Origin of the sequence: Microcella alkaliphila (assembly GCF_002355395.1) — a bacterium.
Lineage (GTDB): Bacteria > Actinomycetota > Actinomycetes > Actinomycetales > Microbacteriaceae > Microcella > Microcella alkaliphila_A.
On record NZ_AP017315.1, the window covers coordinates 963,052 to 986,887 of the forward strand.

Here is a 23,836-nt window from a genome sequence, read left to right on the forward strand (position 1 = left end):
CGCCTGGAGGAGTGGAATGTGCACGCGCAGCCGACGGCCATTCGCCTTTCCGTGACTTTGGAAGCTGCCGTGGGTGGGAAGTGGTCGCTAGGGACAATGGCGGCGGCGCGGGACAGGAAAGTCGCGGCGGCGTGAAGCGGTAGTCGGGGTTGCTGCGGCGTGACGCGGCTCTGATCGGCTCGGTGTTCGACGGAGACGCGTGAGCGGGGTGAACGGTGTGAGCGGGGGTGTGCGGCTACTCGTCGGCCGGCTCGTCGCTCTCGCTCGGCTCCGGCTCATCGCCCTCGCTCGGCTCCGGCTCATCACCCTCGCTCGGCGGCGCGATCTGTCCGCCCGTCAGCACGTCGGTCGCTGCCAGGCACTGCTGCGTCGCTTCCACCGCCGACACGGCCGGGCCGAGGGCGCGCAGCACGTCGACTCCCGCGACTCCGGCGACGTCGGGATCGACGATGATCTCGGTGACCGGCGCGCGCCCGTACGACAGGAAGACGAACTGCGGCGCGTTCGACTCGTCGAGCAGCCAGTCGACACCCTCGACAGTGAAGCACGGCAGGTCGGTGGCCCCGATGGGCGGCAGGCCGCAGCGGTAGATCACTCCGGTCGGGTTGCCCCACGCTGCCGTCGCCTGCGCGTTCGTCGTTCGGCGCTCAAGCCCCAGCATCTCGTCGGGCAGACGCACGCTGATCTCGGCGCACGCGACGGCGTTCGCATCCTCGGCGGGCTCCAGCGCGACGGTCGGAGCGCACGCGCTCAGCGCGGCAAGCAGTGCGGCCGCGGCGAGGGCTCCGGCGGCGCGAACGGGTCGGCGTGTCATCGCCCTCAACGATACTGCCCGCGGCTCGCCGCGCGCTGAGCGGGCCGCGCTAGCGTGGACCCCGTGACCGACAGTCCGGATGCTCGCCCCGACACCCTGCGCACGGTCGGCGAAATCACGGCGCTCGCCCGCATCATCCCCCGACTGCCGCGCGGCGAACACACCGTGCTCGGGCCCGGCGACGACGCCGCCGTCGTCGCCGCTGCCGACGGTCGCTTTGTCGTCACGACCGACGTCATGGTCGACGGCCCCGACTTTCGCCGCGCCTGGTCGACCCCGCACGACCTGGGCTGGAAGGCCGCCGCCACCAACCTCAGCGACATCGCCGCGATGGGCGCCCGCCCGACCGGTCTGGTTGTCGCCCTCATCGCCCCCGCCGACACCGCGGTTGCCGAGCTCGAGCAGCTGGCCGACGGCTTCGCCGACGCCTGCGCTGCCCTCGCCCCCGGGTGCGGGGTCGTCGGAGGCGACCTCAGCGTCGGATCCACCCTCACGATCGCCGTGACGGCGTTCGGCGACCTCGAGGGCTGCCCGCCCGTCACGCGGGACGGAGCGCAACCGGGTGACCTCGTCGCCGTGTCGGGCGACATCGGCCTCGCGGCCCGCGGCCTGCGCATGCTGTTCGACGAGGGAGTCGACGACGAGGGCAACCCCGACCCCGAGCGGGCCGCCGCACTGCGCGCCGACGAGCCGCGCATCGTGGACGCGCAGCTCGCCCCTCGTCCACCCCTTGCCGACGGCCCCGCCGCAGCCCGTGCCGGCGCGACCGCGATGCTCGACCTCAGCGATGGCCTCGCCCTCGACGCCCGCCGCATCGCCCGCGCGAGCGGAGTCGTCATCGACCTCGACGCTGCCGCCGTGTGCATCGTGGCCGGAGTCGACGCGATGTTCCTCCCGCTCGTGCTCACCGGCGGAGAAGACCACAGCCTGCTCGCGACCTTCCCCGCCTCGGTCCTCGCCGACGGCGGCCCCGGGCTGCCGGGGGGTTTCCGGGTCATCGGTCGCGTTGTCGAGCCGGGCGACGGAGGCCCCGAGTTGCGGGTCGGCGGCCGACCGTTCGAGCAGCGCGGCGGCTGGGACTCGTTCGACGACGTATGACGACGCCCGACGACGTCTACCGGCTTAGCCTTCCTCGGTGACCCGCCGCATCCAGTGCACGACGGTCTCGCCGTAGCGTGCCGTGCGGTCGAGCACGAGCCTGCGCACCTCGGCCGGGGGAGTGCTGCGCGACGAGCGCTCCAGCGCGACCACCGCATCCGCCGCCAGGTGCGGCACGAGCGCTACCAGCAGCTCGTCGACCTCGGCCGCGCCCGCCTCGTACGGCGGGTCGATGAACACGAGGTCGACGGGCCCCTCGAGGGTTTCGACCGCCGAACGCGCGGCGCGCGTCACCACCCGGATGCGCGGGGCCGGGTCGACCCCGAACCGCGCCGCCTGCTGCTCCACGAGTCGAGCATTCGCCTGGCACACCCGCGCGGCCGACGCAGCCTTCTCGACGAGCACGACTGACTCCGCCCCGCGGCTGGCCGCCTCCAGGCCGAGCGCCCCCGAGCCCGCGTACAGGTCGACGACGCGCGCCCCGTCGATGAGGTCGCGCGCCTCGAGCGCCGAGAAGATCGCCTCACGCACGCGGTCGCTCGTGGGTCGCGTGCCGCTCTTCGGCACGCTGAGCGTGAGCGAGCCGGCGAAACCGGCGATCAGGCGGGTCACGTTCTCCACGCTACCGCGAGCATCCCTGATGGATGCGCGAGGTCGCGTCAGCAGCCGCGGGTAGCGTTGAGGCCGTGACCGGCCCGCTCGACCAGCAGCTGGTGCGGGTGCTCGGCGACCGCACCGCGAAGGCGCTCGCGCGCGCCTTCGGCATGCAGACGGTCGGCGACCTCGTCGCCCACTACCCCCGGCGCTACGCGAAGCGCGGCGAGCTCACGGCGCTCACGGAGCTGACCGTGGGCGAGGAGGTGACGATCGTCGCCGAGGTGCTGCGCGTGACCGAGCGGTCGATGAAGAACCGCAAAGGCTCGATCCTTGAGGTGCAGATCACCGACGGCCGCGGCATCGTCACGCTCACGTTCTTCAACCAGGCTTGGCGCAAAGAGACGCTGAAGACGGGCGTGCGCGGCATCTTCGCCGGCAAGGTTGGCGAGTACCGTGGCGCGCGGCAGCTGGCCCACCCCGACTACCAGCTGTTCGACGACCTCGAGCTGGTGCCGGGGGCGCCCGACCCCGAGGCGCAGAAGTGGGCGCTCGCCCCGATTCCGATTTATCCCGCCACCTCGACGATCTCTAGCTGGCAGCTCCAGAAGGCGATGGGGGTCGCGCTCGACAGCCTCGTCGGCATCGACGACCCCGTGCCGCTCGAGGTGCGCGCCGAGCGACAGCTGCTCGACCTCACACGGGCGCTGCGCTTCACCCACCAGCCGGAAGACGACCAGCAGTGGCGGCGGGGCCGCGACACCCTGCGCTTCCACGAGGCATTCCTGTTGCAGGCGGCCCTCCTGCAGCAGCGTGCCGTGCTGCGCTCGTCGCCCGCCGAGCCGCGCCTGCCCGGCGCCGAGCTCGCCGGTTTCGACGCCGAGCTGCCGTTCGCCCTCACACCCGACCAGCAGACGGTCGGTGACGAGATCTTCCGCGACCTCGCGGCCGCCGTGCCGATGAACCGACTCGTGCAGGGCGAGGTCGGTTCGGGGAAGACCCTCGTCGCGGTGCGCGCCATGCTGGCCGTCGCCGAGAACGGGGGCCAGAGCGCACTGCTCGCGCCGACCGAGGTGCTTGCTGCCCAGCACTTCCGCTCGATCGTCGCGACCCTTGGCCCCGATCGGGCGGCCCGCCTGCGCCCGGTCTTGCTCACCGGGCAGTTGGGGGCGGCTGAACGGCGCAAGACGCTGCTGGCCATCGCGAGCGGCCAGTCGCGCATCGTCGTCGGCACGCATGCGCTGCTGGGAGACAAGGTGCAGTTCGTCGACCTCGGGCTCGTCGTGGTCGACGAGCAGCACCGTTTCGGCGTCGAGCAGCGCGAAACCCTGCGTCGCAAGGGCGCCGTGCCGCCGCACGTGCTGGTTCTCACGGCAACGCCGATCCCGCGCACGGTCGCGATGACCGTCTTTGGCGACCTCGATGTGTCGACGATCCGCACCCTGCCCGCGGGGCGCATCCCGATCGTCAGCCACGTCGTGCCGCTCGCCGACAAGCCCGGCTGGTGGCCGCGCGTGTGGCAGCGCCTTGGGGAAGAGCTGGAGGCCGGTCGCCAGGGCTTCGTGGTGGTGCCCGCGATCGACCCGACCACGGTCGAGGACGACCCGGATGCGCTCGCCGACGACGCGACGGAGCCCCCGGTAGTAGACCGCCCGCCGGGAACGATCGTCGAGTTGCTGCCGATTCTGCAGCAGGCTCCGCCGCTTGCCGGCCGGCGCATCGCGGCCCTCCACGGCCGGATGCCCGCCGACGAGAAAGACGCGATCATGCGGTCTTTCGCGGCGGGAGACATCGACGTGCTCATCGCGACCACCGTCATCGAGGTGGGCGTCGACGTGCCGAACGCGACGTTCATGGCGGTCATCGACGCCGACCGGTTTGGGGTCAGCCAGCTGCATCAGCTGCGTGGGCGCGTGGGGCGCGGCGCGCATCCGGGTTTGTGCCTGTTCGTCACGGCCGCGCTGCCCGAGACGACGGCGCGCGAACGCGTCGAGGCGGTCGCGGCCACCCTCGACGGTTTCGAGTTGGCGCAGGTCGACCTTGAGCTGCGCCGCGAGGGCGACGTGCTGGGCGCCAATCAGTCGGGCGGGCGTTCCAGTTTGAAGTTGCTGCGGGTTGTGACCGATTCTGACGTCATCATTGATGCCCGCCAGGCCGCGGCGGCGATACTAGACACCGACCCCGACCTCGCCGAGCACCCGCCGCTCGCTGAGGCGCTGGCCCGCCGCCTCGATGAGTCGGCCCGAGAATTCATGGCAAAGAATTAGACGATGCGTGTCATCAGCTACAACCTCCGCAAGCACGCGGCGATCGGTGAGCTGTCTGATCTGATTGCCGAGCATGAGCCGAACCTGCTGTGTCTGCAAGAGATTGATACCGATCGCATGCCCGACGACCTCGGCCCCATGCACCTCGCCGACGCGACGCGCGGCAACCGGCTGGGGCTCGCGATCTACTACCACCACGAGCGTTTTGCGGCGCTCGAGACGAAGGCGTTCTCGCTCAAGCGTTCGCTGCACGATGTGATTGCGAAGCCTGCCCACGAACGGCTGCTCGGCACGCTGCTGTACGACCGCAAACACGAGCGCGAGGTCGTGATCGGCTCGTTTCACGCGGCGCCGTTGACCGCGTTGAACTCACTGCGGCGTACCCAGATTCACGCCGCGCACGAGGCCCTCGACTCGTTCGGCGCCGAGCTGCCGACCCTCATGGTGGGCGACTTCAACTACCCGTGGTTCCAAGAGTTCTTGTCATCGACCGTGCAACGCTCGGGCCACGAGGTCACGCTGTCTGACGCTCGCACCTACACGCGCTACAAGTTCTTCCGCGGCCACTTCGACTTCGCCACGTCGATCGGTATGGCGCTGACGACGGTGCAGACGCTGCCGCAGGGTGTCAGCGACCACATGCCGATCCTCGTGAACGCCGAGCACGCCGAGGTTGCCTGACGGCAGATTCATGGATGCGCGGGGCGAGATCGTCACGAATCGGTAACGTCACCTCGCTAGGCTTGAGCGCATGAGCAGGATCGCCGTCGTTCCTGGGTCGTTTGACCCGATCACCCTGGGCCACCTCGATGTCATCGAGCGTGCGGCCAACATTTTCGACGAGATCCACGTCGTCGTGGTGCACAACCCGGGCAAAACCGCCATGCTGCCGATCGCGCAGCGCGTCTCGCTCATCGAGCAGGCCGTCGCTGACCGGGCTCTGCCATCGAGCATTCGCGTGACCGGCTGGAGCGTAGGCCTGCTCGTCGACTACTGCACCGAGGTGGGGGCAACGGTGCTCGTGAAGGGCGTCCGCAGCCAGGTGGATGTCGCGTACGAGACGCCCATGGCGATCGTGAACCGCAACCTCGCCGGGGTCGAGACGGTCTTCATGCTGCCCGACCCGGCACACGCGCACGTGTCCAGTTCGCTGGTGCGCCAGGTCGCGAGTCTCGGCGGTGACGTCGCTCCCTACGTACCGCGGGCAGTCGCCGAGTTCCTTGAGAAGACGCGCGACGGCTAGCCCCCGCCGGGCAGCAGCGGCGTGGGAGTCTCGTGCGTCCGCTCAGGCGGTGGCGCGCTCCGGCAAGGTGATGCTCTCGGTGTCAGCCTTGTGCTTGCGCAGGGCGTGGCCGCCGATGATGAGGGCGCACGCGATGATCACGAGGTTCTTCACGATGTACTGTCCCTCGATCGTGAGGCCGAAGGGGAAGACGGTGTACGTCACCTCGGGTAGGAGCACGAGCGGGAGGAACGTGCCCGGCATCTGCGGAATCAGCATCAGCAGCGCCAGTCGCGTTGTCGGCGGGAACAGGAACGCGAGGCCGATGGCGACCTCCCACACGCCGAGCAGCGGCACGATGATCTCGGGTGTGGCGAAGTAGACGGTCGCCGCGACGAGGTCGTAGGCGGGGCTCAGATCGCCCATGATCTTGAGTGCGCCGAACCAGATAAAGACGACACCGATCGCGAGGCGAGCGAACTTGACGCCAAACCTGTCCATCGTCCAGACGACGAAGCGATCGAAGAGCTCGATTCCTCGGGTGATGAGTGCGCGCATCCTGATTTCAGCCTCCGTGTCCACGTGACGTCCGTCCTTCTACGCTACGGCGCGTGGCTGTGGGGGTGCTCAGCGCCCGTGGACGCGCAAGCATGCCCGCCCGGGCATGACAGCCCGGGCGGGTGGGGGTGCTCATCGCGGGGGCAGGCACTGCAGCATCAACTGCAGCTGCCGGGTCTCGCGCTGCTCGTCGCTCATGCGGCGGTGCACCCGGCGCTCGAGCTCGGGCGTATTGATTCGGCTTCGGGTCGACGCTCGTGCGTCGACTGGGGGACAGGGGTGTGGGTCGTGACGGTCACGAGGGGGTTCCTCACTGCGGAAATGACGGGAGTTGCGGGGAGCCGCGACGGGCGAGTGCGCGCAGCGGCGCCGCGCGCAGGCGCGGCAGACGGGGCGATGATCCGCCGAGCACTCAGGATGCGCAGGGGCGCAGAGCGAGGGGATCGAGCTTCGTGAGCGTCGCCATCGACAGGACGGGTGGCGAGAGCGCTACCCGCTTAAGCGGTGAGGACGCCGACGACGCCGGCAGTGTGACGGGACTGTCCCGTGGTGAGAATAAACATGCTCGGCCTTCTTTCGACGTGTGAGCGGACACGAACGTAGCGGTTGCTGCGTGCATCCCGCAAGAGGCATACGGCGATTCGTCGCAAAGATTTTTGATTCGTCGCCTGCTCGACACGAGCATCCCGCTCTGCCAGGCTCGGACGCATGGAAGCGATTCCTGGCCTGGTTGCCCTAGGCACAGTGTTCATGCTGCTTGGCCTCTTGTGGCTGGTGCTCATCGTTGTGGCGCTCATCCAGATCGCGCAATCGACGGAGCTCAGCATGCCGATGAAGCTCGTGTGGGCCGTGGTCGTGTTCTTTTTCCCTCTGCTCGGCACGTTGGTGTGGTTCATTCTCGGGCGCCGCATCGGCGACCCGTTCCGCTCCTGACGCCGTCGACACGGCGCTGACCGTGCTGCTCGCCGAGGGGCACCTTCTGATTGAGGACGTTCCCGGTGTCGGCAAGACCGTGCTCGCCCGGGCGCTCGCGCGCTGCGTCGACGGCCGCGTCAGCCGCATTCAGTTCACGCCCGACCTGCTACCCGCCGACATCACAGGCGTCAGCGTCTACCGCCAGCAAACCGGCACGTTCGAGTTCACCCCCGGTCCGGTGTTCGCGCACATCGTCATCGGCGACGAGATCAACCGCGCGAGTCCGAAGACGCAGTCGGCGCTGCTGGAGTGCATGGAAGAGGGCCAGGTCACCGTCGACGGTCGCACCCACGCTCTCGCCAAGCCCTTCCTCGTCGTGGCCACGCAGAACCCCATCGAGATGGAGGGTACCTACGCGCTTCCTGAGGCGCAGCGCGACCGCTTCATGGCGCGCATCTCGATCGGCTATCCGGCGGTTGACGACGAGCAGCGCATGCTGCGCGATCGCGAGCGCGTGAGCCCGCTCGACGAGTGCCGCCCGGTCGTCGACATCGCGGGGTTGACCCGGATGATCGCGACCGTTCGCGAGGTCTACGTGAGTCCCGCCGTCGAGCGCTATGCCGTGCTCATCGCTCAGGCGACCCGCGACGACACCGCCCTGCGGCTCGGCGCGAGCCCCCGATCGACGCTGCAGCTCGTGCGCGCGGCCCGGGCCCGAGCCGCGCTCGACGGGCGCGACTTCGTCGTGCCCGACGACATCGACGCGCTCGCGACGACCGTGCTGTCGCACCGTGTGATCCTCGTGCCGCGCGCACAGCATCCCGATGGCCGCCCGGTCGGCCACGTCGACGAGGTGATCGACCGCATCGTGGCGGCCACCCCTGTGCCGGTTCCGGCGTCCGACGACTGACCCGGCGTCGCCCGTGCCCCGTCCCACCCTCCGCGGCGTGATCTTCGCCCTCGCCGTGCGGGTGACCGACACGACGGCCGAGGCGACCCACTTGGTGGTGCCGCAGGTGCTGCCTCTGGACGCGGGCCCCGTGCCCGAGCCGTCGACCGAGGCGGGCCCTCGCAGCAGCCGCTCCCGCGAGCGCGCCGACGACGACGTCGTCACCCGTGAGTATCGGGACGGTGACGCGCTGCGCCGCGTGCACTGGCGGGTGACGGCGCGGCACGGCGAGCTCATGGTGCGCCAGGACGAGCCACAGGCCGGCCCTCACTCGCGCCTGATCGTCGACACCGATCGTGATGGCTACGGCGACATCGAGCGCCGCGGGCTGCGCCCCGGGCCGCCGAGTGGGCCGAGCTTCGAGTGGGCAGTGCGTATGGCAGCCTCATCGGCCGCACACCTCGTCGAGCGCGGGTATGCGGTCGACCTGACTACGTCGACGCCGCAGACGGCCCAGCCCCCGCTCGCCGATGCCCCGGGCATCTCGGCGGCGCTTGCTCCGGTGCTCGGCGAGCTCGCGCTGCTGCGCGCAGCCGCCGCTGACGGTACGCCGCCCCCGCTCGAGGCCCACCCCTCGGTGCCGCTCATCGCGATCGCCTCGCAGCCCCGGGGAACGACGATCGACTGGATGCTCGCCCAGCGCGCTCCGGGAACGGTCGCGGTCCTCCTGCTCGTCGCCCCGCACGGCACCGCCGACGCCCCCGAAGTGCTGGCCCTCGCCGACGAATTCACGCGCGCCGGCTGGCAGGTCGCCCGCGTCGACCCGAGCGTGCCGGTGGACGCCGCCTGGCGCCGACTCATCGATGGGCAGCCCGCCCCCGCCGAGGCGACGGCGATCCTGCGGGGAGCCGCGCCGTGACGGCCCGCGTGCGCGCGGCGCGGCCCGCCCCGACCGCCTGGTGGCTGAGCGTCGCCGTGCTCGTCTCGCTCGGCGCCGCCCTCAGCGCGCTCACCGTCGTCATCGGCGAGGGCTCGTGGTACGTGCCCACGATGGTGGCGGCGGCGATCGGCGTGATCGTCGCCGCGGTCGTGCGACGCCTCGTTCCTGTGTGGCGGGCGTTCTGGTCGGTCGTCGCCGGGGCGGCCGCCCTGTTCGCCGCGATCGTGGTGCAGTTCGCTGCCGACACCGCACTGCTCGGGATCGTCCCGCTGCCGGAGACGTTCCTCCGCTTCTCGCTGCTCATCCGCGAGGGCGAGCTGTCGATCGTCGAGCAGGCGGTCCCCGCGTTCGCCGATGACGGTATCCGGTTCTTGCTCGCGGCCGGCGTCGGGGCGCTCGCCGTGCTGTCTGACGCGCTGGTTGCCGCCACCCGCCGTCCGGCGCTGCTCGCCGTGCCGTTGCTGGCGCTGCTCGCGATCCCGGTCGTCGTCGCGCCGGGGGCGCTGCCGCTCGTCAGCGTGCTCGCGACCGCTGCCGCGTTCCTCGTGGTTCTCGCGCTGCACCGCCCCGCGGCGGTCGGGGGACCGGGTGGGGTCTCGCGCCTCATCGCGGCGGTGAGCGCGGCCCTGATCGCCGCCGTGATCGTTCCGGGGCTGTTGCCGACCGCGGTCGTCGGGGCGAACCCGGCGGGCACGGGCCCGGCCAGCCTCGTCACGGGCGTGAACCCCGTCCTCGAGCTTGGCAACGACCTGCGTCGCTCGAGCCCCGTCGAAGCGCTGCGCTACTCGACGGACGCAGAGGGCGGCGTGTACCTGACGCTGTCCCACCTGGCCGAGTTCGCCGGCCAGCAGGTGCTGCCGGTCGAGTTCGACGCCCCCGCTGTGCCGCTCGCCGAGCTGTCGCCGCCGACCTGGTTGCCCGACGAGCTGACGACCGGAACCCTCGACACCCGCATCAGCCTGCGCACCCTGCGCACCCAGTGGTTGCCGCTGCCGCAGGCGCCGGCGACCGTCTCCGGTGTCTCTGGCGAGTGGGTGATCGACCCGGCCGGCACGACCGTGCGCGGCGACGGGCTCGACGAATTCCTGCAGATTCCTGAGGGGCTCGATCCGAGCATCCCGCAGACGGCGCTCGAGGCGACCGCCGAGGCGCGAACCCCCTACGAGCAGGCGATCGCCCTGCAACGGTTCTTCACGGGTGGCCAGTTCGCCTACTCGGAGGATGCGCCCGTCGAGGGCGGCTACGACGGCTCGGGGGCCGACATCGTGGCGCAGTTCCTCGTCGAGCGCAGCGGATACTGCGTGCACTTCGCGAGCGCGATGGCTCTGATGACGCGCACGCTCGACATCCCCTCGCGCATAGCCGTGGGCTTCCTGCCGGGGGCGCGCAACCCGCAGGTGCCGAGCGAGTACATCGTGAGTTCCGACAACCTGCACGCCTGGCCCGAACTGCACTTCGATGGCCTCGGCTGGGTGCGTTTCGAACCGACCCCGAGCCTCGGTGTGCTGCCCGAGTACGCGAGCGACGACATCCTCATCGGCGACGACGTCGTGCCTCCCGCTGGTGAGACGCCGGCGCCGGACGAGACCGACCCGGCGGACCCCGAGAACCCCGACGGTGAGATCGATGCCGGCGACCCGGCGAACCCCGATGGCGAGACCGACGCGGGGGGTCCCGACGGGATTCCCGACCTCGACGGCGGCGACGACCAGGCCGGCGGCGTCGGCGATGACGGCGGCATCCTCGTCGATCCTGTGCTGCGCTCGAACCTGATCGCTGGCGCGCTCGCGGTCGTCGCGCTGGTGCTGCTCGCGACGCCGGCGCTGTGGCGGGCGAGCCGCAGGCGCCGGCGGATGCGCGCCACCGATCCGCTGATCGTCTGGCGTGAGGTGCGCGACACGGCCCGCGACCTCGGGCTCGCCGCCGAACCCACCCGCACGGTGCGCGAGCTCGGCGCCCGCTGGGGGGTCGACGTCGCGCTCGTCGCGCCGCTCGTCACGGCACTCGAGGCCCGTGCCTACGCCGGCCCGCACGGCGACGGGTTCGTCGCACCGCCGGTCCGCCCGGTGATCGCTGCGCTGCGCGCCGCCGTGCCCTGGTGGCGGCGCGTGCTTGCCGTGCTCGCCCCCGTCTCCCTCATCGACCGAGAGCCCGACGACGCGCGGGTGCTGATCAGCGCTCCATAAGGGCAAGCCACGCGGCGGCGCGGCCGTCGAAGACGCCCTCCCGTCGCGCGGCCAGGTCGCGCACCCGGCGGGCGTCGGCGAGTACGCGCGCCGCGACCGCGTCGGGGTAGCCGAGCGTGCGGCGGTGTTCGGAGAACTCGTCGACGTCGTCGATGTAGGGGCTGGCGCGGGGTGCGCGCACGATCACGTCGAGGTCCATGTCGATGGCCGACGCCCCGAACTCTTCGAGCCGTAGTTCGGCCGCGATGTCGACGTAGAGGCCGATGCGGGACCCCTCGCGGTCGGGAAAGAACGCGGGCATCCACTGCTCGCCGGGCATCAGCACCTTCACGTTTGGCCGGTAGGCGTGGAAGTCGGCCCCCGGGCGGCGGCTCACGGTGCCCTGCTGCTGGCCGAACCAGACGCCCGTCTCGTCTTCGCCGAGCACGATCACCGGATGCACCCAGTGCGGTGATCCATCCCACTTGCGCCAGCGCAGCTCGGCATCGGAGCCGGGCTCGAGGGTCATGCTCGGAAGGCTACCGACCGCCCCTCAGCGAATGCCCGGCGCGCCCGCCGACACTGAGGGGCGTGACTCACGCCCTCGCCGACGCGAGCACCGTCAGCGCACTGTCGCCCTACGTGCGCCATCGGCTCATCACCGAGCAGGAACTCGTGGCGGCCGTCATCGAGCGGCACGGGGTCCGCGCGAGCGGTACCTCGCCGCCATCGAGGGACGCACCGGCATCGACGGATTCGACGACTGGGCGCGCGAGCTCGTCGCCGACGGCTGGCTGCACAACCACGCGCGCATGTGGTTCGCGAGCATCTGGATCTTCACCCTGCGCCTGCCCTGGCAGCTCGGCGCCGACGTCTTCCTGCGGAACCTGCTCGACGGCGACCCCGCCTCGAACACGCTCAGCTGGCGCTGGGTGGCGGGCCTGCAGACCCGCGGCAAGACCTACCAGGCGACCGCGGACAACATCGCCCGGTTCACCGACGGTCGCTACCGGCCGCGCGGCCTCGCGACGACCGCGGAACCCCTCGACGGGCCGCCCCCGCCGCCCGCCGGTGCCGCGCCCGAGCAGCGGCCGCTCACCCGAGGCCGCGCGCACGACGTCGGCCGCATCGTGACCGCCTACGCGCCCACCGGCTACGCCGCCGACGCGCTCGACCGGGCGCGCGCGGAAGCCGCCGGGGACGGCATCGTGATCGAGACCGTGCTGCGCGGCTGGGATGCCCGTGCCTGGCCCCACGCGACGCGCGGCTTCTTCCCGTTCACGGAGCGCATCCCGGGGCTTGTTCGCGATGCCGGAATCGGCGCGTGACACGGCGCCGCGACCGGCGATAATGAGCGATAGCGGCGCCGGTGCCCACCGGCGCGTCACACCCTCGTTGTCAAGGAACCGATAACCATGACCGACACGATGAACCGGTCAACTGCTGCCCACCCCCACCTCGACCCCGCGGACGGCCGCCGGGCGTACGAGCTCGACCGCCAGTACGTGTTCCACTCGTGGAGCGCCCAGGGTGCCCTCGACCCCTTCGTAATCGCCGGCGGTGCTGGCAGCGAAGTGTGGAACTACGACGGTGAGCGGTACCTCGACTTCTCGTGCCAGTTGGTCAACACGAACATCGGCCATTCGCACCCGAAGGTGGTTGCGGCCATCCAGAAGCAGGCCGCCGAGTTGGCGACCGTCGCGCCCTCGCACGCCAACCTCGCCCGGGGCGAGGCGGCCAAGCGCATCGTCGAGAAGGCCGGGCCCGGCTTCGCGAAGGTCTTCTTTACGAACGGTGGTGCCGACGCGATCGAGAACGCCATCCGCATGGCGCGCCTGACGACGCGCAAGCACAAAGTCATCTCGACCTTCCGCAGTTACCACGGCAACACCGGCGCGGCGATCGCCGCCACCGGCGACTGGCGGCGCATGCCGAACGAGTACGCGTGGGGGCACCTGCGCGTGTTCGGCCCGTTCCTGTACCGCAGCGAGTTCCACGCGACGACCGAGGCCGAAGAGTGCGAGCGCGCGTTGCAGCACCTCGAGCGCACCATCCAGGCCGAAGGTCCTGACACGATTGCTGCCATGGTGCTCGAGTCGGTTCCCGGCACGGCCGGCATCTTCGCCCCGCCCGCCGGCTACCTCGCAGGCGTCCGCGCGATCGCGGACAAATACAACATCGTGTGGATCGCCGACGAGGTGATGGCGGGCTTCGGCCGCACCGGCGAATGGTTCGCCTGGCAGGGCCACAGCGTCAACCCGGAGGGCGTCGTTCCCGATCTCATCGCCTTCGCCAAGGGAGTCAACTCGGGCTACGTGCCCGTCGGCGGTGTGGTGATCTCGCCCGAGATCGCCGCCGCGTTCGATGAGCGCGTCTTCCCCGGCGGCCTCACATACTCAGGCCACCCGCTGGCGATGGCCTCCATCGTTGCGTCCATCGACGCGATGGAGGAGGAGGGCATCATCGAGAACGCCACGATGATCGGCGAGAAGCATCTCGGACCGGGTCTGCGGGCTCTCGCCGACAAGCACCCGATGATCGGTGACGTGCGCGGGCTCGGCGTGTTCTGGGCGCTCGACCTCGTGACCGACCGCGCGACGCGCGAGCCGGTGCCGGCGAGCACCATCGGCGCCCTGAAGCGCGAGCTGATGGCGCGCCGGGTGCTGCCGTTTGCCGCCGACAACCGCATCCACGTTGTTCCGCCGTGCGTCGTGACGCCGGAGGAGGTGGAGCGGGCGCTGATCGCGTACGACGAGGCGTTCACGGCGGTTACGCAGGGCTGATCAGGCGCGCTCCCAGTGTCGTTGGGGCATTCACGGAGCGAGCACGACCTACCGTAATGGGGCCGCGGCATCCACCGTTTGATCGGGGGTGGATGTCGCGGCCTTACACTTAACGGCTATGCCTGCCGCGACTTCTCCCTACCGCGTCTCCGTGCGCGACCTCATGCATCGCCCCGGCGAAATGCGGGAACGCACCCTCGAGTTCGCCGCCCCCGAGCAGCTCGGCGTCGGCGCCGCATACGTTGCCGAGGGGTCGCCGCTCGCGATCGAGCTGCGACTGGAGGGTCTGCACGACGGGATTCTTGTCACGGGGGAGATCGACGCGATCCAGTCGGGGGAGTGCGTGCGGTGCCTCGATCCCGTCTCGCGGCCCCTCGAAGTCGAATTCCAGGAGCTTTTCGCGTATTCTCCTGAGGACGCTGTCGACTACACGGTTCACGATGATCACGTGGATTGTGAACCCGTAGTTCGGGACGCGGTTGTGCTTGCGCTTCCGTTCCAGCCCGTGTGTCGCGACGACTGCCCCGGCCTCGACCCCGAGACCGGCGAAAAGTTGGCGGACCACGCTGAACAGAAGCCGCGCGAGGTCATGGACCCGCGCTGGGCTGCCCTGGAAGGATTCCGGGCGGCTGAGACCGACACCGACTGACACCGGCACCCCCACTGACTGAAGACTGAACCTGGGCGCGCGTGCGCGCCGAGGCTGAGAGAGAAGAGAGACACCATGGCTGTTCCCAAGCGGAAGAAGTCGCGCGCCAACACCCACGCCCGCCGCTCGCAGTGGAAGGCTGAGGTCCCCACGCTCGTCAAGACCGTCGAGAACGGCAAGGTCGTGTACAGCCTTCCCCACCGCGCGAAGGTCGTTGAGGACTCGGCGGGCACCCCGCTGTTCCTCGAGTACAAGGGCCGCAAGGTCGCTGACGTCTGATCGGTCCGACCGATCCGTGGCAATGAGCGCTGACCCCGGGGTGACCCCCGACCGGTTGGCGCTTATTGCCGCGCTCGGGGTCAGGATCGACCCTGAGCTGCTGGAGCTTGCGCTCACCCACCGCTCGTGGGCCTACGAGAACGGCGGGGTGGCGAACAACGAGCGTCTCGAGTTTCTCGGCGACTCGATCCTCGGCCAGGCCGTCACGGTCATGCTCTACTCGAGCTACCCCGACCTCGACGAGGGCGAGCTGGCGAAGCGTCGCGCGTCGCTCGTCTCCGCGGTGGCGCTCGCCGAGGTGGCCCGGGGCATCGGCCTGGGCGACCACCTGAAGCTCGGTAAGGGCGAGGAGCTGACCGGCGGGCGCGGCAAGTCGTCAATCCTCGCCGACACGGTCGAGGCCCTGATCGGCGCCGCGTATCTCGACTGTGGTGGCGATGAGGCCACCGCGCTGGTGTTGCGGCTGATCGACCCGCTGCTCGCTGACCCCGCCCGTTTCGGCGCCGCCATGGACCCTAAGACGTCGCTACAGGAGCTGGTCGCGTCTCTCGGCCGCACGGCGCCCGTCTACGAGGTCGTCGACGCCGGCCCCGACCATTCGAAGGTGTTCACTGCGACCGTCGTCGTCGACGGCGAGGCAATCGCGTCGGGCGTGGGCACGAGCAAGAAGCAGGCCGAGATGGCCGCGGCGTTGAGCGCCTGGACGGCGCTGTCGGCGCGCACGGCGTGAGCCGGCGCGTGTGGCGCGAGGCGAGCATCCGTGCCTGAACTGCCCGAAGTCGAGGTCGTCCGTCACGGCCTCGCCCCCGCCGTCACGGGCGCGACTATCGAGCGCGTCGAGGTGCTCGACGAGCGCTCACTGAAGCGCCACGACGGTCCCGCGGAGGACTTCATCGACCGGCTGACGGGCGCGCGCATTGTCGCGCCCGTGCGGCGCGGCAAGTTCTTGTGGATGCCCGTGGCCGTCGGCGATGGATCCTTCGGCGACCCCGTCGAGGCCCTCGTCGTGCACCTGGGCATGAGCGGGCAGGTGCTGTTGCGCTCGCGAGGTGCGGACGATGGGCCGCTGACGCGCATCCGGTTCGAGATCGTGCACCCGGAGCACGGCGAGCTGCTCGTGAACTTTGTGGACCAGCGCATCTTCGGGTCGATGGCACTCGATGTGCTGCAGCAGACGCCGGACGGGGCGGCCGGTGGGTACGGGTCGTCTCTCGCGCTCGTTCCCGGCCAGGTGGCGCACATTTCACGTGACCCGCTCGACCCGGCGTTCGACGATGCGGCGTTCGTCGCGGCGCTGCGGCGGCGCCGCACGGGCATCAAGCGGGCGTTGCTTGACCAGACGTTGGTGAGCGGCATCGGCAACATTTACGCCGACGAGGCGCTGTGGGCGGCGCGCCTGCACTACGACTGGCCGACCGCGTCGCTGCCCGTTGCGCGCGTTCGCGAGCTGCTCACCGAGGTGCGCGTGGTGTTGGCGCGGGCGCTCGAGGAGGGTGGCACGTCGTTCGACGCCCAGTACGTCAACGTGAACGGCGCTTCGGGGTATTTCAGCCATTCGCTGCGCGCCTACGGCCAGCAGGGTAAGGCGTGCTCGCGGTGCGGAGGTCTGATCGTGCGTGAGCAGTTCATGAACCGCGGCTCGCACTTCTGCCCGCGCTGCCAGCCGCGCCCCCGCCGCCGCGCCGCCTGACTCGCGCCGCCGCCCGAGACGCGGGGCTGAGTCGCGCCGCCGCGTCGGAGCCCGACTGTTCGCCACCCGTCGGTGAGGTGCCCGGTAGGCGTCTCCCCGAGAAGTCATTCACCACCTTCGGCACCTTCCAAAAAAGCGGAAGGTCGACCTTGATTCACCCTTCCGCTTCTGTGGAAGGCGCGGCAGAGGCCACACGTCGCCGCGAGTGTGCACTCGTGGCGGGTTTGCCTCGCGCCGCACAGCCACAACTACACACTCGTGCGTCGCCCACCCGGCCCGAGCACCAGCGCCTACGCGGGCACGTCCTTCCTCCACGCCCCCTCGTAGACGAACGGTTCGAAACCGATCGCCTCGTTGACGTCGAGCATGTGGCGGTTCTCCTCCGCGTTGTAGGTCACGATGCGGGGGTGTCCGGGCCGCACCCGCTGCAGGTGTGCGATGTTCGCGATCTTCAGTAGCATCCCGAGGCGGTGCCCGCGGTGCTCGCGCACGACGATCGTGTCCTCCTGGTCAACGGGGCGCGCGAGGTTCTCCGGCAGGACGAGCTCCGTGAATCCGGCGAGCCGCCCGCTGGGCACGTGTTCGACCGCGGCGACGAGTCGCACGGTCGGGCTGTCCTCCTCGAGGGCCTCGTCGGCGAGCAGGCGCTCCACCGTCCACGGGTCCTCGCTCTCCTCCAGCCCGGCCGACGGCGCGTCGGTGCTCATGCGCGTCAGCAGGTGCGCGATGTCCTCCCGCCACTCGGGCGGCGTCGCATCGACCCACGTGTGGATGCGGTACTCGTCTCCCGCTGTTTCCCCCGCCTCCTCCTGCATCGCCTCGAGCACGGCAGCATCCACGGGAAGAGGGAGGCGACTGCCCCGCTCCACTTGCTCCAGCCGGTAGCCGAACGACTGCAGCAGCCGGGTCTCGGGGGTATCGGCGGCCACGTCGCCGAAGCCCGTGGGTGCGGCGAGCCGCGGCCCGCCGACCCTCCAGCACGGGGCGTAGACGATGAACTTCGTCGCCCGTGCCTCCCGCGCGAGAGCCTCGACGCGCTCGGCGAGGGCGCGCCCGACGGGGCGTCCGTCGAGACGCGCCAACAGCATCCGTTTCGGCTCGAATTCCTGCTTCCTCCAGCCGGGAAGCATCTCCTCCGGCGGACGCACCTCGTCCTGGGTACCCGAGTCGTGCGACCAGACCGCGCTGCGCACGTCGATGCAGGCGAGAAAGTCGGCGGCGTTCGGCGCGTCGACGCTGCCTGGAATGACCACCTCGGTGATCTCTAGGCCGGTCATGTCTGCTCACTCTCGTTCGGCCAGCCCGCCAGGCTACTCCCGCGCGAGCCGGTACGGTAGGCCTGTCCGCATCCCCATCCCCGTGAGGCGTCGCCCGTGCACCTGAAGTCCTTGACCATCAAGGGGTTCAAGTCGTTCGCCCAGCCGACGACCTTCCACTTCGAGCCGGGCGTGACCTGCATCGTCGGGCCCAACGGCTCCGGCAAGTCGAACGTCGTCGACGCGCTCGCGTGGGTGATGGGCGAGCAGGGCGCGAAGACGCTGCGCGGCGGCAAGATGGAGGACGTCATCTTCGCCGGCACCGCCACCCGCGGCCCGCTCGGCCGCGCCGAGGTGCGCCTCACGATCGACAACTCTGACGGGATGCTCCCGATCGAGTACTCGGAGGTCACGATCTCGCGCACGTTGTTCCGCAACGGCGGCAGCGAGTACGCGATCAACGGCACGGCGTGCCGCCTGCTCGACGTGCAAGAGCTCCTGAGTGATTCGGGTCTCGGCCGCGAGATGCACGTCATCGTCGGCCAGGGCCAGCTAGACAAGGTGCTGCACGCGAGCCCCGAGGAGCGACGCGGCTTCATCGAGGAGGCCGCCGGAATCCTGAAGCACCGCCGCCGCAAAGAGAAGACGGTGCGCAAGCTCGAGGCGATGCAGACGAACCTCACCCGCCTCAACGACCTGGCGGGCGAGATTCGCCGCCAGCTGACGCCGCTCGGCCGCCAGGCCGAGATCGCCCGCGAGGCGCAGACGATCGCCGCGATCGTTCGGGATGCTCGTGCGCGCCTCCTCGCCGACGAGGTCGTCAGCATTCGGCGCGCCCTGCACGAGCACCAGCGCACCGAGGCCGAGCGCACGAGCGAGCGCATCGTGGTGCAAGAGCAGCTGGATCAGGCGCGCCTGCGCGTGCAGCGCATCGAGTCGCAGATGGTCGGCGACGCCGTTGACCAGGCGCGCGGCGTCGCCTTCGGGCTGGAGCAGGTGCAGGAGCGGCTGCGCTCGCTGTCGTCGCTCGCCCAGCAGAAGCTCACGCTGCTCAGCCAGCAGGCCGAGTCGCCGGGCGCGCAGACGACCGTCACGCAGGCGCAGATCGACGAGGCGCTCGCCGAGGCTGACGAGCTCGCCGCCGGCGTGGGGGAGGCCGAGCGCCGTGTCGGCGAGGCGGCGGCCCGCACCGCGACGGCCCGCGCTGCCCTCGACTCGCTCGACGAGGAGATCGCCGCGCAGTCGGCGCTTGTCTCGCAGCACGACCTTGAACTGCAGAGCCTGTCGGGGCGGGTCGACGTCGCCCGCTCGACGCTCGCCGCTGCCCGTGGTGAGCTGCTGCGCCAGCAGAACGCGCTCGAGCAGGCGGAGGCGCGGGTCACGCAGACCCGGGCCGACCTCGCAGCCCTTCCCGAATTGGAGCAGGCGGAAGGCGTCGACGCGGAACTCGACGACGCGCTCGCCGCCGCCGACGCGCGCGTCGCCGAAGTGACGGCGCGCATTGACGCTGAGCGCGAGCAGCTGCACTCGCTCGAGCGGGAACGCGACGCGCTCGCCGCCCGCGTGAGCGCCCTGTCGCAGGCGGTCGACGTCGGCGACGGCGCCGCAGGACTCGCCGGCAGTGACGGCGTGCGGGGGCTCGTCAGCGACCACCTCCAGGTGACTCCCGGATACGAGGCGGCGGTCGCCGCCGCTCTCGGAACGCTCGCCGACGCGGTGCTCGCCGACGACCTGGATGCCGGGATCGCGGCCCTCCGCCGCGTGCGCGACGACGAGGGCGGCCGCGTCGAAGTCGTGCTTGCCGACCTGCTGACTCCCTTCGACCCGATGGCGGGGCCGCAGTCGACCGGCGGGCTCGTGCGCGCCTCGGGTGTCGTCACCGCGCCCGACGGCGTGCTCTCGCTGCTCTCGCACACGCTCATCGCCGATGACCTCGAGGCCGCCCGCGCCGCCTGGCCCACCGTTGAGCGGCTCGGAGCGCTCGCGAGCGTCACCGTCGTCACCCGCGACGGCGAGGTGCTGTCGCGCGCGGTGCTGCGGGGCGGGTCCGGTGCGGGCCGCAGCCGCCTCGAGTTGGCGGCCGAGCGCGACGCCGCATCCAGCGCCCTCGATGACGTCTCGACGGAGATTGAGCGCGCCCGCGGCGTACTCGACGACTCGCGGCACGAGCTGGCCTCCGCAAAGGACGATGCGACGGCGGCGCTCGCCGCCGTTCGCGACCAGGATGCTCAGCGCGCGGCCCGCAGCGAGCAACTGTCGCGCGCGCGCACGCAGGCGGAGGCCGCCGAGGCCGAGGCCGAGCGTCTCGCCGCCGGCGTCGACCGTGCCGAGGCGAGCGTGCGGGATGCGGAGGTCGCCGCCTCCGCCGCCCAGCAGGCGCTGGACGAGTTCTCGTCGCGCCCGCGCCCCATGCTCGACGCGAGCGCCCGCGACGGGCTGGTCGCCGAACTCGACGCGACCCGCGCCGCCGAGGTCGAGCAGCGCATCGCGCTCGAGACGGCCCGTGAGCGCGTCCGTGCCGCGCGCGACGCGGCCGAGCAACTGCGACGCCGCCGCGAGGCCGAGCGCGCCGCCGCCGACGAAGCCGCCCGCCGCGCGGTGCTGCGGCAGCGCCAGGTCGACGCCGCCCGCCGGGTCGCCGCAGCCCTACCCGCCGTGCTCGCCGCCGTCGACCGTTCGGTCGCCGAGGCCCGCGTTGCCCTGCACGCCCGGGAGGCCGAGCGGGCACAGCAGAACGACGAGCTCGCCGAGCTGCGCCGCACCGAGGCGGGTCTGCGCGAGCGGCTCACCGGCATCACCGAGGGCGTTCACGGACTCGAGCTGCAGATCTACGAGAAGAAGCTGCACCTCTCGCAGTTGCTCGAGCGGGCGGGAGACGAGCTGGGGCTCGTCGAAGACGTGCTGGTCGCCGAGTACGGGCCCGAGGTGCCGGTGCCCGACGATGACGCGCTGACGAGTGCAGCGCAGGCCGCGGCCGACGCGGTGGCCGCGCAGGCGGCGGCGCGCATCGACCCCGACGACCCGTTCGCTGAAGCCGAGCCTGAGCCCGATTCTGCGTCTGGCGACGAGGCGGTCGACGCCGACAACGCCGCCGCTGAGCGGCGCGTGGCCGAACTGGTGGCGAGCCAGGCCGCGTCCACAATTCAGGAAGGCGGCGCCGATTCGGCGACCGATCACGTTGCCGACGACTCGCATCCTGAATTGCGAACGCCGCCCGCCGGCAAGCCGTTCGTGCGCGAAGAGCAGCAGGCGCGCCTCGCCCGCGCCGAGCGCAAGCTCAGCCAGCTCGGTCGGGTGAACCCGCTCGCGCTGGAGGAGTTCGCCGCGCTCGAGCAGCGGCACAAGTTCTTGACCGAGCAGCTGACCGACCTCGCGAACACGCGCCGCGACCTGCTGGCGATCATCGACGAGCTCGACGAGACGATGCAGCACATCTTCGCGGAGGCCTTCGCCGATACGCAGATCGCCTTCGACCAGGTGTTCCCGATCCTGTTCCCCGGCGGGTCCGGCAGCCTCATGTTGACCGACCCCGAGAGCATGCTCACGACGGGCATCGAGGTCGCGGTGAAGCCGGCCGGCAAGAAGATCGAGCGACTCAGCCTGCTGTCGGGCGGTGAGCGCTCGCTCGCGGCCGTGGCCCTGTTGATCGCGATCTTCAAGGCCCGCCCGAGCCCGTTCTACATCATGGACGAGGTCGAGGCCGCCCTCGACGATGCGAACCTCGGTCGCCTGCTGACGATCTTCCGCGACCTGCGCGAGAGTTCGCAGCTGATCGTCATCACCCACCAGAAGCGCACGATGGAGATCGCGGACGCGCTCTACGGCGTCAGCATGCGCCAAGACGGGGTGAGCGCCGTCGTCGGCCAACGGGTCGCCGATCCCGAGGCTGAGGCCGCCGCGAGCTGACCCTGCCGCGAGCTGACGCCGCCGCCAGCTGCCGCCGCTGCGTACTGAATCTGCCGCGCGCGACGCTCTCGCTGCCTTCCTGGCACGCGCCAGGGCATTCCCTCCACGTTGCCTGCAAAAGAGTGTCTACCCCCTTTCGGGGGTCACGCTACCTCGTTACGTTTTCGTTACCGATCGAAAGGAGACGCTCATGAAGCGCGCACTTGTGATTCTCGGAGTTGCCAGCACGTTCGCCCTCGCCGGCTGCGGCGACGGCACGGTCAACCAGGCACCCGTCGACGAGCCGCTGCCGGGTGAGCAGCAGCCCATGCCGGAGGAGCCGGGCATGCCCGGTGAGGACGGCATCGACGAGGACATGCAGCCGTAACACGCACCCGTCCTCGGGGGCGTGGCCTGTTACGCGTCCCCTTTCGACACGCCCCGGTCGGCCTCACGCCGCCGGGGCGTCGTCGTGTCGCGGCGGGCGGTTGCGGGGCCGCGCGCTACTGGTAGACGGTCGGCAGGGCGGGTTCGCCGGCTCCGAGTCGCAGCGCCTCCGCTGGCAACTCGGCGATGGCGGACGCGTGGTGGGCGCGTGCGAGGCGCACGCCGTCCTGGCCTCTGTGGCGCGCATCCATCTCGCCCTCCGTCACGTACGCGACCGTCAGATCGCGGATGCTCGCGCCGGCCTCGCGCAGTTCGTCGCGGTCGGCGGGCGCATCCGGCACGCCGTCCCGCGTCTCGTCAACGATGACCAGTTCGGCCCGGGCTACGCCGTCCGCCCCGATGAGTCGCCGGCCGCGCTTCGCGGCGCCCCGCGACACCTTGCCGGCCGACGTCTTGACCACGGGACGCCAGCCGCCCGCCTCCGCGTCCTCCACGGCCACGAGTTTGTAGACGAAGCCCGCCGTGGGCGCGCCCGAGCCGGTGACGAGGGCCGTGCCGACGCCGAACGCGTCGACGGGGGCGCCGCGCAGGGCCGCGATCGTGTACTCGTCGAGGTCGTTCGTCACGGTGATGCGCGTGTTTACCGCCCCGAGGGAGTCGAGGTGCTCGCGCACCCGCCGCACCAGTTGCGGCAGGTCGCCCGAGTCGAGGCGCACGGCCCCGAGCTCGGGGCCGGCGACCCGCACGGCGGTCTCGACGCCGCGCTCGACGTCGTACGTGTCGACGAGCAGGGTCGTGCCGGGGCCGAGCGCGGCAACCTGGGCGCGAAACGCCTCCTCTTCGCTCTCGTGCAGCAGGGTGAATGAGTGCGCGGCGGTGCCCATCGTGGGCACGCCCCAGCGCTCACCGGCGGCGAGGTTCGACGTGGCGGCGAAGCCGGCGATGTGGGCGGCGCGGGCGGCGGCGATGGCGGCCTCCTCATGGGTGCGGCGCGATCCCATCTCGCTGAGGGGGGCACCGTCGGCGGCGGCGACCATGCGCGCGGCGGCGCTCGCGATGGCGCTGTCGTGGTTGAGCGTGCTGAGCGCGAGCGTCTCGAGCGCGACCGCCTCGGCGAACGTTCCGGTGACGCTCAGCACGGGGGAGTTCGGGAAGAACAGCTCGCCCTCCGCATAGCCCTCGACCGAGCCGCTGAAGGTGCTGTCGTGCAGGCGATCGAGCGTGGCGGTGTTCACGACGCCCTCTCGGGCCAGCCACTCGACCGTCTCGGCGTCGAAGCGGAAGTCGGCGAGAGCATCCAGCAGGCGACCGGTACCGGCGACGACGCCGAAGCGGCGGCCGGTCGGAAGGCGCCGCGTGAACACCTCGAAGCGGCACCGGCGGTCAGCCCGCCCCGACGCGAGGGCGGCCTCGATCATGGTCAGCTCGTAACGGTCGGTTCTCAG

At 71.0% G+C, this 23,836-nt stretch carries 21 protein-coding genes and 1 pseudogene; 16 read left to right on the top strand and 6 right to left on the bottom strand.

Annotated elements, in window-relative coordinates:
• Positions 1 to 235: 235 nt before the first annotated feature.
• A complete protein-coding gene (locus CPY97_RS04690) occupies positions 236 to 814 on the bottom strand; it encodes a DUF3515 family protein (RefSeq protein WP_096420998.1) in 579 nt (192 codons plus the stop codon).
• A 63-nt stretch (positions 815 to 877) separates the two neighbouring features.
• Here CPY97_RS04690 and CPY97_RS04695 point away from each other — a divergent pair, with 63 nt between their 5' ends.
• On the top strand, positions 878 to 1,912 hold the full coding sequence (locus tag CPY97_RS04695) for a thiamine-phosphate kinase (RefSeq protein ID WP_096420999.1): 1,035 nt from the start codon (positions 878 to 880) through the stop codon (positions 1,910 to 1,912).
• Between the two features lie 24 nt (positions 1,913 to 1,936).
• Here CPY97_RS04695 and CPY97_RS04700 read toward each other — a convergent pair whose 3' ends face one another.
• The gene (locus CPY97_RS04700; RefSeq protein WP_096423363.1) at positions 1,937 to 2,524 is read right to left on the bottom strand and encodes an RsmD family RNA methyltransferase; all 588 of its coding nucleotides are present in this window, start codon (positions 2,522 to 2,524) and stop codon (positions 1,937 to 1,939) included.
• Between the two features lie 32 nt (positions 2,525 to 2,556).
• Between CPY97_RS04700 and CPY97_RS04705 the strand changes: the two genes are divergently transcribed.
• From CPY97_RS04705 to coaD, 3 genes are all read left to right on the top strand, one after another.
• Positions 2,557 to 4,773 (top strand): ATP-dependent DNA helicase RecG, encoded by a 2,217-nt coding sequence (locus CPY97_RS04705; protein ID WP_096421000.1) that lies wholly within the window; start codon positions 2,557 to 2,559, stop codon positions 4,771 to 4,773.
• 3 nt (positions 4,774 to 4,776) lie between these two features.
• Positions 4,777 to 5,454: an endonuclease/exonuclease/phosphatase family protein gene (locus CPY97_RS04710; RefSeq protein ID WP_096421001.1), complete on the top strand. Its 678-nt coding sequence runs from the start codon at positions 4,777 to 4,779 to the stop codon at positions 5,452 to 5,454.
• A 70-nt stretch (positions 5,455 to 5,524) separates the two neighbouring features.
• The gene (gene coaD, locus CPY97_RS04715) at positions 5,525 to 6,016 is read left to right on the top strand and encodes a pantetheine-phosphate adenylyltransferase (RefSeq protein ID WP_096421002.1); all 492 of its coding nucleotides are present in this window, start codon (positions 5,525 to 5,527) and stop codon (positions 6,014 to 6,016) included.
• A 42-nt stretch (positions 6,017 to 6,058) separates the two neighbouring features.
• Here coaD and CPY97_RS04720 read toward each other — a convergent pair whose 3' ends face one another.
• The gene (locus CPY97_RS04720; RefSeq protein WP_150129192.1) at positions 6,059 to 6,577 is read right to left on the bottom strand and encodes a DoxX family membrane protein; all 519 of its coding nucleotides are present in this window, start codon (positions 6,575 to 6,577) and stop codon (positions 6,059 to 6,061) included.
• Positions 6,578 to 7,384: 807 nt separating this feature from the next.
• Here CPY97_RS04720 and CPY97_RS13870 point away from each other — a divergent pair.
• The 4 genes and pseudogenes from CPY97_RS13870 to CPY97_RS04740 all read left to right on the top strand — a co-directional run bounded on the left by CPY97_RS13870 (position 7,385) and on the right by CPY97_RS04740 (position 11,483).
• Complete coding sequence (locus CPY97_RS13870; protein ID WP_231924073.1) at positions 7,385 to 7,486, top strand: PLDc N-terminal domain-containing protein; 102 nt, start codon at positions 7,385 to 7,387, stop codon at positions 7,484 to 7,486.
• Positions 7,485 to 8,378 (top strand): annotated as a pseudogene (locus CPY97_RS04730) (AAA family ATPase); the annotation flags it as partial. The gene CPY97_RS13870 and the pseudogene CPY97_RS04730, both read left to right, overlap by 2 nt.
• Before the next feature lie 37 nt (positions 8,379 to 8,415).
• Positions 8,416 to 9,276, top strand: coding sequence for a DUF58 domain-containing protein (locus CPY97_RS04735; RefSeq protein ID WP_150129193.1), 861 nt, complete (start codon positions 8,416 to 8,418; stop codon positions 9,274 to 9,276).
• Positions 9,273 to 11,483 (top strand): transglutaminaseTgpA domain-containing protein, encoded by a 2,211-nt coding sequence (locus CPY97_RS04740; protein WP_096421007.1) that lies wholly within the window; start codon positions 9,273 to 9,275, stop codon positions 11,481 to 11,483. Before CPY97_RS04735 ends, CPY97_RS04740 begins: the two co-directional genes overlap by 4 nt.
• Here the strand turns inward: CPY97_RS04740 and CPY97_RS04745 are convergent.
• A complete protein-coding gene (locus tag CPY97_RS04745) occupies positions 11,470 to 11,991 on the bottom strand; it encodes a DUF402 domain-containing protein (RefSeq protein WP_096423365.1) in 522 nt (173 codons plus the stop codon). The genes CPY97_RS04740 and CPY97_RS04745 overlap by 14 nt on opposite strands.
• Before the next feature lie 31 nt (positions 11,992 to 12,022).
• Between CPY97_RS04745 and CPY97_RS04750 the strand changes: the two genes are divergently transcribed.
• From CPY97_RS04750 to mutM, 6 genes are all read left to right on the top strand, one after another.
• Positions 12,023 to 12,790 carry an FAD-binding domain-containing protein gene (locus CPY97_RS04750; protein ID WP_197702257.1) on the top strand — a complete coding sequence of 256 codons (768 nt, stop codon included), beginning with the start codon at positions 12,023 to 12,025 and terminating at the stop codon, positions 12,788 to 12,790.
• Positions 12,791 to 12,877: 87 nt separating this feature from the next.
• Entirely contained in the window at positions 12,878 to 14,245 is a 1,368-nt protein-coding gene (locus CPY97_RS04755; RefSeq protein ID WP_197702258.1) for an aspartate aminotransferase family protein, read from the top strand.
• A 118-nt stretch (positions 14,246 to 14,363) separates the two neighbouring features.
• Positions 14,364 to 14,894: a YceD family protein gene (locus CPY97_RS04760; RefSeq protein WP_096421008.1), complete on the top strand. Its 531-nt coding sequence runs from the start codon at positions 14,364 to 14,366 to the stop codon at positions 14,892 to 14,894.
• Positions 14,895 to 14,969: 75 nt separating this feature from the next.
• A complete protein-coding gene (gene rpmF, locus CPY97_RS04765) occupies positions 14,970 to 15,173 on the top strand; it encodes a 50S ribosomal protein L32 (RefSeq protein ID WP_096421009.1) in 204 nt (67 codons plus the stop codon).
• Positions 15,174 to 15,195: 22 nt separating this feature from the next.
• Positions 15,196 to 15,903 (top strand): ribonuclease III, encoded by a 708-nt coding sequence (rnc, locus tag CPY97_RS04770; protein ID WP_096421010.1) that lies wholly within the window; start codon positions 15,196 to 15,198, stop codon positions 15,901 to 15,903.
• A 30-nt stretch (positions 15,904 to 15,933) separates the two neighbouring features.
• Positions 15,934 to 16,863: a bifunctional DNA-formamidopyrimidine glycosylase/DNA-(apurinic or apyrimidinic site) lyase gene (gene mutM / locus CPY97_RS04775; RefSeq protein ID WP_096421011.1), complete on the top strand. Its 930-nt coding sequence runs from the start codon at positions 15,934 to 15,936 to the stop codon at positions 16,861 to 16,863.
• A gap of 290 nt (positions 16,864 to 17,153) precedes the next feature.
• Here the strand turns inward: mutM and CPY97_RS04780 are convergent, their stop codons facing one another.
• Positions 17,154 to 18,140, bottom strand: coding sequence for an N-acetyltransferase (locus CPY97_RS04780; protein ID WP_096421012.1), 987 nt, complete (start codon positions 18,138 to 18,140; stop codon positions 17,154 to 17,156).
• Positions 18,141 to 18,236: 96 nt separating this feature from the next.
• On the opposite strand from CPY97_RS04780, the gene CPY97_RS04785 reads away from it, so the two are divergent.
• Both CPY97_RS04785 and CPY97_RS13420 read left to right on the top strand, forming a co-directional pair.
• Positions 18,237 to 22,025: a chromosome segregation SMC family protein gene (locus CPY97_RS04785; protein WP_096421013.1), complete on the top strand. Its 3,789-nt coding sequence runs from the start codon at positions 18,237 to 18,239 to the stop codon at positions 22,023 to 22,025.
• 190 nt (positions 22,026 to 22,215) lie between these two features.
• Positions 22,216 to 22,392, top strand: coding sequence for a hypothetical protein (locus tag CPY97_RS13420; protein WP_161494074.1), 177 nt, complete (start codon positions 22,216 to 22,218; stop codon positions 22,390 to 22,392).
• Between the two features lie 115 nt (positions 22,393 to 22,507).
• On the opposite strand, the gene CPY97_RS04790 is transcribed toward CPY97_RS13420, so the two are convergent.
• Positions 22,508 to 23,809, bottom strand: a complete 1,302-nt coding sequence (locus CPY97_RS04790; protein ID WP_231924074.1) for a nicotinate phosphoribosyltransferase — start codon at positions 23,807 to 23,809, stop codon at positions 22,508 to 22,510.
• Between the last annotated feature and the right edge of the window lie 27 nt (positions 23,810 to 23,836).